General features: G+C 61.7%; 11 protein-coding genes and 1 pseudogene. 6 read left to right on the top strand and 6 right to left on the bottom strand.

Features of this window, described 5'->3' with window-relative positions; genetic code table 11:
* Nucleotides 1–2: 2 nt before the first annotated feature.
* Nucleotides 3–851, bottom strand: a complete 849-nt coding sequence (gene efeU, locus QMK55_RS27710; RefSeq protein ID WP_102355958.1) for an iron uptake transporter permease EfeU — start codon at nt 849–851, stop codon at nt 3–5.
* Nucleotides 852–1,059: 208 nt separating this feature from the next.
* Between efeU and QMK55_RS27705 the strand changes: the two genes are divergently transcribed.
* The 6 genes and pseudogenes from QMK55_RS27705 (at nt 1,060) to QMK55_RS27680 (ending at nt 8,550) form a co-directional block, all read left to right on the top strand.
* Nucleotides 1,060–2,076, top strand: a complete 1,017-nt coding sequence (locus QMK55_RS27705; RefSeq protein ID WP_320328246.1) for an AraC family transcriptional regulator — start codon at nt 1,060–1,062, stop codon at nt 2,074–2,076.
* A gap of 769 nt (nt 2,077–2,845) precedes the next feature.
* Nucleotides 2,846–4,510, top strand: coding sequence for an AMP-binding protein (locus QMK55_RS27700; RefSeq protein WP_102355960.1), 1,665 nt, complete (start codon nt 2,846–2,848; stop codon nt 4,508–4,510).
* Nucleotides 4,511–4,525: 15 nt separating this feature from the next.
* Entirely contained in the window at nt 4,526–5,287 is a 762-nt protein-coding gene (locus QMK55_RS27695) for an SDR family NAD(P)-dependent oxidoreductase (RefSeq protein ID WP_102355961.1), read from the top strand.
* A 12-nt stretch (nt 5,288–5,299) separates the two neighbouring features.
* Nucleotides 5,300–6,493 (top strand): acetyl-CoA C-acyltransferase, encoded by a 1,194-nt coding sequence (locus QMK55_RS27690; RefSeq protein WP_102355962.1) that lies wholly within the window; start codon nt 5,300–5,302, stop codon nt 6,491–6,493.
* Nucleotides 6,494–6,633: 140 nt separating this feature from the next.
* Nucleotides 6,634–7,761, top strand: a pseudogene (locus QMK55_RS27685) (acyl-CoA dehydrogenase).
* Nucleotides 7,762–7,776: 15 nt separating this feature from the next.
* The gene (locus QMK55_RS27680; protein WP_025109814.1) at nt 7,777–8,550 is read left to right on the top strand and encodes an enoyl-CoA hydratase; all 774 of its coding nucleotides are present in this window, start codon (nt 7,777–7,779) and stop codon (nt 8,548–8,550) included.
* Nucleotides 8,551–8,650: 100 nt separating this feature from the next.
* Here the strand turns inward: QMK55_RS27680 and QMK55_RS27675 are convergent, their stop codons facing one another.
* From QMK55_RS27675 to QMK55_RS27655, 5 genes are all read right to left on the bottom strand, one after another.
* Nucleotides 8,651–9,802 (bottom strand): acyl-CoA dehydrogenase family protein, encoded by a 1,152-nt coding sequence (locus QMK55_RS27675; RefSeq protein WP_102355964.1) that lies wholly within the window; start codon nt 9,800–9,802, stop codon nt 8,651–8,653.
* Nucleotides 9,803–9,805: 3 nt separating this feature from the next.
* Complete coding sequence (locus QMK55_RS27670) at nt 9,806–10,912, bottom strand: enoyl-CoA hydratase/isomerase family protein (protein ID WP_320328245.1); 1,107 nt, start codon at nt 10,910–10,912, stop codon at nt 9,806–9,808.
* Between the two features lie 285 nt (nt 10,913–11,197).
* Nucleotides 11,198–11,893 (bottom strand): HPP family protein, encoded by a 696-nt coding sequence (locus QMK55_RS27665; protein WP_102355966.1) that lies wholly within the window; start codon nt 11,891–11,893, stop codon nt 11,198–11,200.
* Between the two features lie 154 nt (nt 11,894–12,047).
* A complete protein-coding gene (locus QMK55_RS27660; RefSeq protein ID WP_320328244.1) occupies nt 12,048–13,226 on the bottom strand; it encodes an MFS transporter in 1,179 nt (392 codons plus the stop codon).
* Between the two features lie 204 nt (nt 13,227–13,430).
* The gene (locus QMK55_RS27655; RefSeq protein WP_320328243.1) at nt 13,431–13,949 is read right to left on the bottom strand and encodes a GNAT family N-acetyltransferase; all 519 of its coding nucleotides are present in this window, start codon (nt 13,947–13,949) and stop codon (nt 13,431–13,433) included.
* Between the last annotated feature and the right edge of the window lie 58 nt (nt 13,950–14,007).

The following is a 14,007-nucleotide window of genomic DNA, read 5'->3' as shown; positions in this document are numbered from 1 at the left end:
CCTTATTGGCTGGAAGCGGAAGACGAATTGGCAGGCTTGGGCGTAGCAGGCGCGGCCGGGAAGAAAAACATCACCAGCGCCACCACCAGATAGAGCAGATACGCGCCGAGGGTGCTGACGGTCGGCGCATCCTGATAGCCGAACATGCCGGCCAGCACCGAGCCCAGCGGGCCATCCATCGGCAGCGTCGCGCTGAAGTCGAACAGCACGGTTTGCAGGTGATTCCAGAGGCCCGCTTCATGCAGGGCCTGCACCGAGTTGGCGAGGATCCCGGCGGCGACCACGAGGATGAACAGCCCGGTCCACTTGAAAAACGCCGACAGGTTCAGGCGCATGCTGCCGCTGTAGATCAGGAAGCCGACGACGATTGCCAGCACCAGGCCGAGCAGGGCACCGACCGGCGCGCCCGGGCCTTCGCTCTGCTGGAACACCGCGAGCAGGAAGAACACGGTTTCCAGGCCTTCGCGCGCGACGGCGAAGAACACCATGGCGATCAGCGCGATTACCTGATGCTTTGAAGACGTCAGGGCGTGATCCAGCGACGCCTGCAGCGAATGCTTGATCGAACGCGCGACCTTGCGCATCCAGAACACCATGGAACTGAGAATGCCGACGGCGACCAGACCGACCACGCCTTCGAACAATTCCTGCTGTTTTTGCGGGAATTCGGCGCTGACCAATTCCAGGCCACCGCCGACCAGCAGCGCCAGCGCGGCGGCGAGAAACACGCCGATCCACACCGCCGGCATCCATTGACCACGGCCGGTCTGTTGCAGGTAGCTGGCGATGATGCCAACGATCAGGGCGGCTTCAATGCCTTCACGCAGCATGATCAGAAAAGGAACGAGCATTGCGGCAACCACGAGTGATTTAGATAGGTGGCTAAGTTGTAACATAATGACACTCATTCCCAAATGGGGGTGGTTGACATTTACCTGAACACTCGCTGAACGGCACCTGTCTTTGCCTTGCTCAGATCCAATTGTGGGGATTCGTGCTGAGTCCGAATCCTGCGTTAAGATGCCCGTCACCCGAAAACAACAAGGTCTGCCTCGCTCCATGTCGGAAAAAGACACCATTGCCGTTCAACTGGTGCGTGAAGCGCTGCTGCAAAGTTGTGCCCCGGGCGTGGCCACGGATGAAGTCTTGAACAAGGTCGGGATTGCTCCGGCCCTGCTGCACAGCGAACAGGGGCGGGTGCCTGCCTCGCAATACGCCAGACTCTGGCGACTGCTGGCGCGGCGCGGCGATGACGAGTTCTTCGGCATGGACCCGCGTCAGCTCAAATCGGGCAGCCTCGAATTCCTCTGCCGCAGCGCCATGGCGCAACCGACCCTGGCCGCTGGTTTGAGCACCGGCCTGAATTTCCTCTCGCTGATGCTGGAAAAAATGCCGGCGCAAGTGCTGCACCAGCAAAGTCTGGCGGAAATCGTCCTGCTCGAAGACGACCCCGAACCGCGCCGCGCCTTCACCTATTTCACCTACTGGATGATTGTCCACGGCGTGGCCTGCTGGCTGGCCGGGCGGCGGATTCCGATTCTGGCGATCGAACTGCGCTGCGCCGAGCCGGACTTCTGCGACGACTACCGGGTGATGTTCTCGGAAAACCTGCGTTTCGACCGCCCACGCACGCGGATGATCTTTGCCGCAGACTGCCTCGACCTGCCGATCAAACGCACGGCCGAAGAGCTGAAGCGTTTTCTGGCCCACGCGCCGGCCAACATTCTGGTGAAGTACCGCGACCCGGAGAGCCTTGCCAGCCGGATCAAGCAGGATCTGCGGCAGTTGCCCGCCGAGCAGTGGCCGGAAACCGAGGTTCTGGCGCAACAGATGTGCATGTCCGCCTCGACCCTGCGCCGGCGTTTGTCGGAAGAAGGGCAGACCTATCAAGGCCTCAAGGACAGCGTGCGCAAGGAACTGGCGATCACCTGGCTGGCGGAACCGTCGATCAGTTTCGTCGAGATCGCGACGCGGCTGGGGTTTGCCGATGCGAGTTCGTTCTACAAGGCGTTTCGCAAGTGGTCGGGGTCGAATCCAGGGCATTACCGCACCTTGATCCTCAACGAAGCCGTCTGATCCGGATGGTTTGCAGCCTGATCGGGCCTCTTCGGGAGCAAGCCCCCTCCCACATTTGAAATGCATTCTTCCCGTGATTGCAGCTTGCCCGGCAGTCACAGGTGATCCCACCTCTGAAATGCATGCTCCCTGTGATTGCAGCTTGCCCGGCAGTCACAGGTGATCCCACCTTTGAAATGTATGCTCGCTGTGATTGCAGCTTGCCCGGCAGTCACAGGTGATCTCACCTTTGAAATGCATGCTCCCTGTAATTGCAGCTTGCCCGGCAGTCACAGGTGATCCCACCTTTGAAATGCATGCTCCCTGTGATTGCAGCTTGCCCGGCAGTCACAGGTGATCCCACCTTTGAAATGCATGCTCCCTGTAATTGCAGCTTGCCCGGCAGTCACAGGTGATCCCACCTTTGAAATGCATGCTCCCTGTGATTGCAGCTTACCCGGCAGTCACAGGTGATCCCACCTTTGAAATGCATTCTCCCTGTGATTGCAGCTTGCCCGTCAGTCACAGGTGATCCCACCTTTGAAATGCATGCTCCCTGTGATTGCAGCTTGCCCGGCAGTCACAGGTGATCCCCCATTTGAAATGCAATTCCCTGTGGGAGGGGGCTTGCTCCCGAAGGCGCCAGTCCAGGCAGCGCATCTCTGGAATCTTGGCCAAACCAGTCATCCAACTTGATGGCTTTGACCATTGCCGCCTCCGCGCCGCAGCGCGACTATCCCTGTGTTGTTTACGGTTCCCAGCCTAATAAAAACACAGAGGGATTCTGGCAATGCGCGATTACTTGTCTGCCACCGAACAGTTCAACTATCAGCACACCGTGGACGCTGCGCTGAGCGGCTCGCTGGAGGCGCTCAACGCCTGCGTCGAATGTTGCGACCGTCACGCTTTGCCGGGGCGCATCGCGCTGTTCTGGGAGGGCCGCGACGGCGCCAGTGCGACGTACACCTTCAGCGACTTGCAGGACAAAGCTGCACGCTTCGCCAATTTCCTGCTCGCCCAGGGTGTGCAGAAGGGCGACAAGGTCGCCGGCCTGCTGCCGCGCAACATCGAATTGCTTGTCACCGTGTTCGCCACCTGGCGCATTGGCGCGGTGTATCAACCACTGTTCACCGCGTTTGGTCCCAAGGCGATCGAACATCGCCTGAACAGTTCCGGCGCCAAAGTGGTGGTCACCGACGCGACCAACCGGCCGAAACTCGCCGAAGTCGCCGATTGCCCGACCGTGGTCACCGTCGGCGGCGCCAAAGGGCAGGGCATCGTTCGTGGCGATTTCAGTTTCTGGGCCGAGCTGGCCAACTATTCCAATGTCTGCGAACCGGTCCTGCTGACGGGCGAAGACCCGTTCCTGTTGATGTTCACCTCGGGCACCACCGGCCCGTCGAAAGCGCTGTCGGTGCCGCTCAAAGCCATCGTCGCGTTCCAGAGCTACACCCGGGACGCGGTGGATCTGCGCCCCGAAGACGCGTTCTGGAACGTCGCCGATCCGGGCTGGGCCTACGGCATTTATTTCGGCGTCACCGGGCCGATGGCGATGGGGCATCCGATCACCTTTTACGATGGTCCGTTCACCCTCGAAAGCACCTGCCGGGTGATCAACAAATACGGCATCACCAACCTTACCGGCTCGCCGACCGCGTATCGCCTGTTGATAGCCGGCGGCAACGAATTCGCCAAGTCGATCAAGGGCAAGCTGCGTATCGTCAGCAGCGCCGGTGAGCCGCTGAACCCGGAGGTGATCCGCTGGTTCGCCGACAACCTTGGCGTGGTCATTCACGATCACTACGGTCAGACCGAACTGGGCATGGTCCTGTGCAACCACCACGGTCTGGAACACCCGATCCACCTCGGCGCCGCCGGTTTCGCCTCGCCGGGCCATCGCATCGTGGTGCTCGACGAGCACTACAACGAACTCGGCGTTGGCCAGCCGGGGATCCTCGCCATCGACCGCCCGCAATCGCCGATGTGCTGGTTCGGCGGCTACGAAGGCGTGCCGACCAAGGCCTTCGTCGGCAACTATTACCTGAGCGGCGACACCGTGGAATGGAACCCCGACGGCAGCATCAGCTTCGTCGGTCGCAGCGATGACGTGATCACCACGTCGGGCTATCGCGTCGGCCCGTTCGACGTCGAAAGCGCGCTGATCGAGCACCCGGCCGTGGTCGAAGCAGCAGTGGTCGGCAAACCGGACCCGGAGCGCACCGAACTGGTCAAAGCCTTCGTGGTGCTCAACCCGCAATACCGCGCGGAACCCGCGCTGGCCGAAGAGTTGCGGCAACACGTGCGCAAGCGTCTGGCCGCACATTCATACCCGCGTGAAATCGAATTTGTCAGCGAATTGCCGAAAACCCCAAGCGGCAAATTGCAGCGCTTTATCTTGCGCAACCAGGAAATCGCCAAGGCTCAAGAGGCCGCGGCGCACAACGTTTCAGCTTGAATCAGGAAGTCAGTCATGCAGATCGAGAACAAGGTTTTTATCGTCACTGGCGGCGCGTCCGGCCTGGGTGCGGCCACCGCTGAACTGCTGGTCAACGCCGGCGCCAAAGTGATGCTGGTGGACATGAACGCCGAAGCCGTTGCCGCCCAGGCCCAGCGCCTTGGCGCGCACAGTGTGGTGGCCGATATCAGCAATGAAGCTGCCGCCGAGGCCGCGGTGCAGGCGACTGTCAAAGCCTTTGGCAGCCTCAACGGCCTGGTCAACTGCGCCGGCGTCGTCCGGGGCGAGAAGATCCTCGGCAAAAACGGCCCGCATGCATTGTCCAGTTTTGCTCAGGTGATCAACGTCAATCTGATCGGCAGCTTCAATATGCTGCGCCTGGCAGCGGCGGCCATCGCCGAGAGCGAAGCGAATGCCGATGGCGAGCGCGGGGTGATCATCAACACCGCGTCGGTGGCGGCGTTCGACGGCCAGATCGGCCAGGCGGCGTATTCCGCCTCCAAAGGCGCAATCGCCAGCCTGACCCTGCCGGCCGCCCGTGAACTGGCGCGCTTCGGCATCCGCGTGATGACCATCGCCCCGGGCATTTTCGAAACCCCGATGATGGCCGGCATGACCCCGGAAGTCCGTGAGTCGCTGGCTGCCGGCGTGCCGTTCCCGCCGCGCCTGGGCAAACCGGCCGAGTACGCCGCGCTGGTTCGGCATATCATCGAAAACAGCATGCTCAACGGTGAGGTGATCCGTCTCGACGGCGCCTTGCGCATGGCCGCCAAGTAAGGAGGATTTGTCATGACTATTTCCAACGATCCGATTGTTATTGTCAGCGCCGTCCGCACCCCGATGGGCGGTTTTCAGGGCGAACTGAAAAGCCTCACTGCACCACAACTCGGCGCTGCCGCGATCAAGGCTGCAGTGGAACGCGCCGGGGTTGCCAGCGACGCGGTCGACGAAGTGCTGTTCGGTTGCGTATTGCCGGCAGGCCTCGGTCAGGCCCCGGCGCGGCAAGCGGCACTCGGCGCCGGGCTGGACAAATCCACCCGTTGCACGACAGTCAACAAGATGTGCGGTTCGGGCATGGAAACCACCATTCTTGCCCACGACATGCTGATCGCAGGCAGTGCCGATGTGGTGATCGCCGGCGGCATGGAAAGCATGTCCAACTCGCCGTACCTGCTGGACCGTGCCCGCGCCGGTTACCGCATGGGCCATGGCCGAGTGCTCGACTCGATGTTCCTCGACGGCCTCGAAGACGCCTACGACAAGGGTCGCCTGATGGGCACCTTCGCCGAAGACTGTGCCGAAACCAACGACTTCAGCCGCGAAGCGCAGGACGCCTTTGCCATCGCCTCGACCACCCGCGCCCAGCAGGCGATCAAGGACGGCAGCTTCAAGGCCGAGATCGTGCCGCTGACGGTGACCGTCGGCAAGGAACAACTGCTGATCAGCAACGACGAGCAGCCGCCGAAAGCCAAGCTGGACAAGGTTGCTTCGCTGAAACCGGCGTTCCGCGAAGGCGGTACCGTGACGGCGGCCAACTCCAGCTCGATCTCCGACGGCGCGGCGGCACTGGTGCTGATGCGCCAGTCGCAGGCACACAAACTCGGCCTGAAGCCGCTGGCGGTGATTCATGGTCACTCGGCGTTTGCCGACACCCCGGGCCTGTTCCCGGTGGCGCCGATTGGCGCAATCAAGAAACTGGTGAAAAAGACCGGCTGGGCGCTGGATCAGGTCGATCTGTTTGAGATCAACGAAGCGTTCGCCGTGGTGGCGATGGCCGCGATGAGCCATCTGGAAATCCCCCACGACAAACTCAACGTGCATGGCGGCGCCTGCGCGCTTGGCCATCCGATCGGCGCCTCGGGTGCGCGAATTCTGGTGACCTTGCTCTCGGCCCTGCGCCAGAAAGGCCTGAAACGCGGGATTGCGGCAATCTGCATCGGCGGCGGTGAAGCCACGGCCATGGCCGTGGAATGCGTCTATTGATCCACGCAATCCCCCTGTAGGAGTGAGCCTGCTCGCGATAGCGTCGTGTCAGTCAACATTTATGTCTATGACACACCGCCATCGCGAGCAGGCTCACTCCTACAAAGGGTATGCGGTGCGACTTAATTTAAGGATTCACCATGATTCCCAACGAAGACCAAACCCAGATCCGCGATATGGCCCGGCAGTTCGCCGAGGAACGGCTGAAGCCGTTCGCCGCCGAGTGGGATCGCGAGCACCGTTTCCCCAAGGAAGCCATCGGCGAGATGGCCGGGCTGGGCTTTTTCGGCATGCTGGTGCCGGAGCAGTGGGGCGGCTGTGACACCGGTTACCTGGCCTATGCCATGGCCCTGGAAGAAATCGCCGCCGGCGACGGTGCCTGCTCGACCATCATGAGCGTGCACAATTCGGTGGGGTGCGTGCCGATCCTCAAGTTCGGCAACGACGACCAACGCGAACGTTTCCTCAAGCCACTGGCCAGCGGTGCCATGCTCGGGGCTTTCGCCTTGACCGAGCCACAGGCCGGATCTGACGCCAGCAGCCTGAAAACCCGCGCACGCCTGGAAGGCGATCACTACGTGCTCAATGGCTGCAAGCAATTCATCACCTCCGGGCAGAACGCCGGGATCGTGATTGTGTTTGCGGTGACCGACCCGAGCGCCGGCAAACGTGGCATTACCGCGTTCATCGTGCCCACCGATTCGCCGGGCTACAAAGTCGCTCGGGTCGAAGACAAACTCGGCCAGCACGCCTCGGACACCTGCCAGATCCTCTTTGAAGACGTGAAAGTGCCGGTCGCCAACCGCTTGGGCGAAGAGGGCGAAGGCTACAGGATCGCCCTGGCCAACCTTGAAGGCGGACGGGTTGGTATCGCCTCGTAATCGGTGGGCATGGCCCGCGCTGCGTTTGAAGCGGCCCGCGATTACGCCCGTGAGCGCGACACCTTTGGCAAACCGATCATCGAGCACCAGGCCGTGGCCTTCCGCCTTGCCGACATGGCGACGCAGATCGCCGTCGCCCGGCAAATGGTGCATTACGCCGCCGCCCTGCGTGACAGCGGTCAACCCGCGCTGGTCGAGGCCTCGATGGCCAAACTGTTCGCCTCGGAAATGGCCGAGAAGGTCTGCTCGATGGCGTTGCAGACGCTGGGCGGTTACGGTTATCTCAATGACTTCCCGCTGGAACGGATCTACCGCGACGTGCGCGTCTGCCAGATCTACGAAGGCACCAGCGACATTCAGCGCATGGTTATTTCGCGCAATCTCTGACAAGGAATCTTGCCCATGACTTACGAAACGATTCTGCTGGAAAACCACGGCCGCGTCGGCCTGATCACCCTGAACCGCCCGCAGGCGCTGAACGCCCTGAACGCGCAACTGGTCAGCGAAGTGAACCACGCCCTCGATGGCCTGGAAGCGGATGCGAACATCGGTTGCATCGTCATTACCGGCTCGAAAAAAGCCTTCGCCGCCGGTGCCGACATCAAGGAAATGGCCGAGCTGACCTACCCGCAGATCTACATGGATGATCTGTTCAGCGACAGCGACCGCGTGGCCAACCGACGCAAGCCGATCATCGCGGCGGTCAATGGCTTCGCCCTCGGTGGCGGCTGTGAACTGGCGTTGATGTGCGACTTCATTCTGGCCGGCGACAATGCCAAATTCGGTCAACCGGAAATCAACCTCGGCGTGCTGCCGGGCATGGGCGGCACCCAACGCCTGACCCGCGCTGTGGGCAAGGCCAAGGCCATGGAGATGTGCCTGAGCGGGCGCCTGATCGATGCAGTCGAAGCCGAGCGTTGCGGCATCGTTGCGCGGATCGTGCCGAGCGATGAGTTGCTGGACGAAGCGCTGAAAGTCGCCGCCGTGATCGCCAGTAAATCGCTGCCGATTGCCATGATGGTCAAGGAAAGCGTCAACCGCGCCTTTGAGGTCAACCTGACTGAAGGTGTGCGCTTTGAACGCCGGGTGTTCCATGCGGCGTTTGCCACGCAGGATCAGAAGGAAGGCATGGCGGCGTTTGTGGCCAAACGGGCGCCGGAGTTTCAGGGCAAATAAAGCAGCGCCTGGGCTGACCTCATCGCGAGCAGGCTCACTCCTACAGGAGATTTGTGTACGACACAGATCCAATGTAGGAGTGAGCCTGCTCGCGATGCTTTTAGAGCTGGTAGTTCTTCAGCTCACGCGCAATCACCATCCGCTGAATTTCGCTCGAGCCTTCGTAGATCTGGGTAATCCGCGCATCGCGGTAGTACTTCTCGACCGGATAATCCTCCAGATACCCATACCCGCCATGAATCTGAATCGCCGAGGAGCAGACCTTTTCGGCCATTTCCGACGCGAACAGTTTGGCCTGTGAAGCCTCCGACAGACACGGTTTGCCCGCCGTGCGCAGGCGCGCCGCGTGCAGGATCATCAAGCGCGCCGCGTTGATTTGCATGTGCATGTCGGCCAGCAGGTTGGCGATGCTCTGGTGTTCGTTGATCGGCTTGCCGAACTGGATGCGATCACGGGAATACACCAGCGCCGCGTCGAACGCCGCCCGGGCGATGCCCAAGGCTTGCGCGGCGATGCCGATACGTCCGCCTTCGAGGTTGGACAGGGCAATCGCCAGGCCCTTGCCGCGCTCGCCGAGCAGGTTGGCCTGGGGAATGCTGCAGTTGTTCAGCGTCACCGCACAGGTGTCGGAGGCGCGGATACCCATTTTGTGTTCGGTACGATCGACGATGAAACCCGCAGTAGCGGTGGGCACCAGGAACGCGGAAATGCCTTTCTTGCCCAGATCCGGGTCGGTCACCGCAAACACGATCGCCAGTTTCGCCCGTTTGCCATTGCTGACGAATTGCTTGGCGCCGTTGATCACCCACTGGCCGTCGCGCAGTTCGGCGCGGGTGCGCAGGTTGTGCGCTTCGGAGCCGGCCTGCGGTTCGGTCAGGCAGAAACAGCCGATTACCTGACCGCTGGCGAGATCGGCCAGCCAGGTCTGTTTCTGCTCTTCGCTGCCGTAGTTCATTACCGGGCCGCAGCCCACCGAGTTGTGGATGCTCATGAACGCGCCGGTCGCGCCGTCGCCGGCAGAAATCTCTTCCACGGCCAAGGCGTACGCCACGTAATCGACGTAAGTGCCGCCCCATTCCTCGGGCACCACCATGCCCAGCAGGCCCAGTTCGCCCATCTTCGCTACCAGCGCGTCGTCGATCCAGCCGGCCTTTTCCCAGGCTTGCGCATGGGGCGCGATTTCGCCACGGGCAAAGTCCCGGGCCATGTCGCGGATCATCACTTGTTCTTCAGTCAGTTCGAGATCGTGCATGGCTCAGTTCCCGCTCTCATCAAACCCGTGGAAGAAACTCGCGACGTGCTCGGCGTCCAGCGCAGCGAGGGTCGGCGGGTTCCAGCGTGGTGTCTTGTCTTTGTCAATCAACAGGGCGCGTACGCCTTCGATCAGGTCGCCGCGCTCGAACCACTGGCGATCCAGATGCAGTTCGAGGGCGAAGCAGTGTTCCAGGCTCAGTTGCCGGCCGCGCCGGAGCATCTCCAGGGTCACCGCCATTGCCAGCGGTGAGCGGGTCTCCAGCAGGTCGGCAGTGGCGGTGGCCCACGCGTGGCTGTCGGCGACCGTGACCACGCGCAGTTGCTCGACGATGCTCGGCACGTCCGGCAGGGCGAAGAAGTGGTCGATGACCGGGCGCAGTTTCTGCAGTGGTGCATCGGCCAGGGTCTGCACGCCGTTTTTCGCGAGCAGGCTCTGCAGGTCCTTGAGCGGTGTGTCGTGCCACTCCAGGTGATCGAGTTGCTCGTCCACGCTCGCCAGTTTGCTGCTGTCGACATACCAGTCGGCCAGCCCGCAATACAGCGCATCGGCCGCGCGAATCTGCACGCCGCTGACGCCCAGATAAATCCCCAGTTCCCCGGGAATCCGCGAGAGGAAATAGCTGCCGCCGACATCCGGGAAATACCCGATGGCCACTTCCGGCATCGCCAGACGGCTCTTCTCGGTGACCACACGCAGATCCGCGCCTTGCACCAGACCCATGCCGCCACCGAGGACGAAGCCGTCCATCAACGCCAGCACCGGTTTGCGGTAGTGGTGAATCGTCAGGTCGAGGGCGTATTCCTCGACGAAGAAGTCTTCATGCAGTGTGTCGCCGCTTTTGAAGCTGTCGTACAGGGAACGGATATCGCCGCCGGCGCAGAACGCCTTTTCTCCGGCACCGCGCAACACCACGGCACGCACGCCAGGGTCCGTGGTCCAGGCGTCGAGCTGCTGCTGCAACTGACGAACCATGTCGAGGGTGATGGCGTTGAGACCGGCGGGGCGGTTGAGGGTCAGGTGACCGATGTGATTGCGAACCTCGGCCAGCACTTCGTTTTGCGTGGCATCCATGGACGGGGTCCGCGGGGATGAAGCCTGAGCAGTCATCACTAACTCCCTGCTTTTATTGTCTTTATTCGAGAAGCTCGCGCGCGAGCGTTGATGGATCGTAACAGTGCAAATTTGCCGTGTACAACGGGGATATGTGCACAGGCTGTCTGCGTTTTTGCATTGAGCACCGACCCTGTTGTGGCGAGGGGGCTTGCCCCCGTTCGGCGGCGCAGCCGTCGCAAATTCGCTGAGTCGGTTGAGCCACAAGGAAACCGCGAGCAGTTATGGGGCGCTTCGCGAGTCAACGGGGGCAAGCCCCCTCGCCACAGAGAAGCGCGATTGTCAGGTACGTTGTGACAGGACTTCACTGATACTGCGCCGTTTGGCGTGCAGCTCGCTCGCGTGAATCAGTTGCTCCAGATCCTCAGGCGTCACGTCGATGAAGGCTTCCATATCCGCCAGCGCCAACTTCAGGTCCTCGGCGGTAATTGCCTGGCTATCGACCGGTGCTACAGGTGGCGCAGGCTCAGCTGGGCGTTTCGGGTAGCGGATGCGCGTCAGGTTGTTGTAGGCCAAAGCGCTGAGCAGCATGCACGAAGCGGCCAACATCACTGGCTCCATGGCTTTCCAGTCCATGGCGATGGTGGCGGGATCGGCCAGCACCAGGGTCAGCGCGAGCGCGCCGGCCGGTGGGTGCAGGCAGCGCAGCCAGCACATCAGGATCAGCGCCATGCCTGCCGCCAGACACGCACTGCCCAGGGTGCGGCCGAGGACGTGGGCCACGAGCAGTGCGACAACGCTGGCGCACAGGTAGCCGCCGATGATCGACCACGGTTGCGCAAGCGCGCCGGAGGACACGGCGAACAGCAACACCGCCGAGGCGCCCAGTGGCCCGATCAGGTGATACGCCACTTCATGGCCGAACACCTGACTGCACGCCCAGACGCTGAACAGCGTGCCCAAAGCCATGCCGATGGCAGCGCGGCTCCATTCGGTGGGGCGGGTGTTGATGGCGGCGGGCAACCAGCGAGCGAGCATGTGAATCGGGTCCTTGCAGTAAATTCGAGGCAAAAAAAAGGACTTGTCCGTTTCGGAAAGTCCTCGAAGCGTTCCAACTATTGGGGGAGGAACGCGCACAGTGTGCCGTGCAATGTCGATGCTGACAAATTCATATTGATGCTGCTTCAGTGCATTATTTTTGAATTATCGCCACGCGCCGTCCGCTGACAAAACATAAATACCCGCCGAGGGCGGCCAGGGCGCTCAAGGCGTAGAACATGCTCGGCGCCGGCGTGTGCATCAGCAGGAACCCGCACATCACCGGACTCACGGCGCCGCCCAGTGCGGCCAGATTCTGCGCACCGTAGTAGCTGCCGCGCAGTTCTTCCGGGGCCAGCGTGTCGACAAACAGGAAATCCGCCGGGTAAATGATCATCTCGCCCAAGGTGAAGATGAACATCGCCACGCACCAGCCGACGAGGCTGTCCGCCAGGCTGAAGCCGATCAGGCCGACGATGAACAACGCGGTGCCGCCGGCAATCCAGAACCGCAGGTGTTCGCGCTTGAGGAAACGACCGATCTGGTATTGCAACAGGATCACGGTGATCGCGTTGCAGGCGAGCAGGGCGGCCATGGTGTCGAGCGTCTGTTGTTGGGTGTGGGTCGCCAGCAGGTATTGCGACAGGTACAGGGTGAAGCGCCCGTGAACCAGAGTGCTGAGCAGGCAGCCGAGGGTAAACAGGATCATCGTGCGGTCGTTTTTCAGGATGATCAGGGTGTTCAGGAAACTCTGTGGCGGGCTGCCCAGCGACACCGGACTGACCTGGCGGGAGACGCCCAGCAACAGGAAAATGCTGCCACTGGCAATCAGGCCCGCAACGATAAACGGCGCCGAGGGCCAGACTCCGGCAATCACCACGCCAATCATTGGGCCGACGGCGTAACCAATGTTGGTCAGCGTGTAGTTCAACGAGAACGCTTTCACCCGCTGGCCAACCGGCAGGTTTTCACTGAGGATCGCCTTGGAGCAGATCAGGAACAGCGCCGACGCGGTCTCGCTGATGATCAGCACCAGTGTGACCAGGTACAGATTCTGCGCGAAGGTCAGCAGGATCAGGCCAACCCCGCTGGAAAGCATGGTCAGAATCAATAGCCGGCGCTTGTCGAGCCGATCGATGATGTAGCCGCCATACAGCGAAAACAGCGTGGCACTGAACACTGCGATGCCCAGCAACAGACCGACGTCCTGCGGGTTGAGGCCCAGCTTGTTACTGAGGAATAGAGTCAGCAGCGGACTGATCAGGGCACGGCTGATGACGATGCTCAGCGAGGTGATCATCAGTCGGCGGATCAGGCGGGAGTAAGTGGCCACGAAGGGGTCAATGTCCTTATTGCAAAATGCGCGGGTTGGCGTGGCCATCCTCACCGGGTCCCGCTCAACGGTCAACCTGGCACACCGTAAATCCCCTGGGGGAGTGAGCTTGCTCGCGAAGGCGTCTGTTCAGTCAAAGAAGTGTCGACAGTCACATCGTCTTCGCGAGCAAGCTCGCTCCCACAGGGGGCATCTGTAGTGTTTTCAGAGCAGGCGCAGGCGCATTGCGCAGCGTCGCTCGGCGGCAAAGCCGTGCTCGACTTCCTTTTGCAGTGCCTCGATCAAGTGCGCCTCAAGCTCACCCGGCGCAGCCACGACAAAGCCCATCCGCTGATAAAAAGGCGCATTCCACGGCACATCGCGAAACGTGGTCAGGGTCACGGCGCGCATCTGCCGGTGGCGCGCATGCTCAATCGCGGCCATCACCAGCCGGCGGCCCGCGCCCTGGCCCTGAAACGCCTGGCTGACCGACAGTTCTTCAATGTGCAGTTGGTTGCCGACGTCCAGCGCGCGGATAAATCCTGCGAGTTGCGCGGTCGCGCTTTCGGCAACCCAGACGTGGGCCTGTTCGATGGCCTGGCGGTGTTGTGCGGCGCTTGCCACGTCACTGTCGGCGAGCCAGGCGAGGGCAGGATCTACGCGAAACAGCTCGGCGGCCGAGCGTTCGATGGCGGGGAGGGCGGATGCATCAGTAGCCCGTGCGGGGCGAATCGTGAGGGTCATGTAAGCGTTGCCGATGGCTGCGATCGTTTGATCTTGAGAAAGACCCGAAGATCGCAGC

The sequence above is a fragment of the Pseudomonas sp. P8_229 genome (assembly GCF_034008635.1).
GTDB lineage: Bacteria > Pseudomonadota > Gammaproteobacteria > Pseudomonadales > Pseudomonadaceae > Aquipseudomonas.
This window is presented reverse-complemented; position numbering and strand designations above follow the sequence as displayed.

Bases quoted from the DNA above. Each gene is read 5' to 3' on its own strand.
- QMK55_RS27675 (WP_102355964.1), bottom strand. From the start codon at position 9,802: ATGCACGATCTCGAACTGACTGAAGAACAAGTGATGATCCGCGACATG.
- QMK55_RS27705 (WP_320328246.1), top strand. From the start codon at position 1,060: ATGTCGGAAAAAGACACCATTGCCGTTCAACTGGTGCGTGAAGCGCTG.
- efeU (WP_102355958.1), bottom strand. From the start codon at position 851: ATGCTCGTTCCTTTTCTGATCATGCTGCGTGAAGGCATTGAAGCCGCC.
- QMK55_RS27680 (WP_025109814.1), top strand. From the start codon at position 7,777: ATGACTTACGAAACGATTCTGCTGGAAAACCACGGCCGCGTCGGCCTG.
- QMK55_RS27665 (WP_102355966.1), bottom strand. From the start codon at position 11,893: ATGCTCGCTCGCTGGTTGCCCGCCGCCATCAACACCCGCCCCACCGAA.
- QMK55_RS27670 (WP_320328245.1), bottom strand. From the start codon at position 10,912: ATGACTGCTCAGGCTTCATCCCCGCGGACCCCGTCCATGGATGCCACG.
- QMK55_RS27700 (WP_102355960.1), top strand. From the start codon at position 2,846: ATGCGCGATTACTTGTCTGCCACCGAACAGTTCAACTATCAGCACACC.
- QMK55_RS27695 (WP_102355961.1), top strand. From the start codon at position 4,526: ATGCAGATCGAGAACAAGGTTTTTATCGTCACTGGCGGCGCGTCCGGC.
- QMK55_RS27655 (WP_320328243.1), bottom strand. From the start codon at position 13,949: ATGACCCTCACGATTCGCCCCGCACGGGCTACTGATGCATCCGCCCTC.
- QMK55_RS27690 (WP_102355962.1), top strand. From the start codon at position 5,300: ATGACTATTTCCAACGATCCGATTGTTATTGTCAGCGCCGTCCGCACC.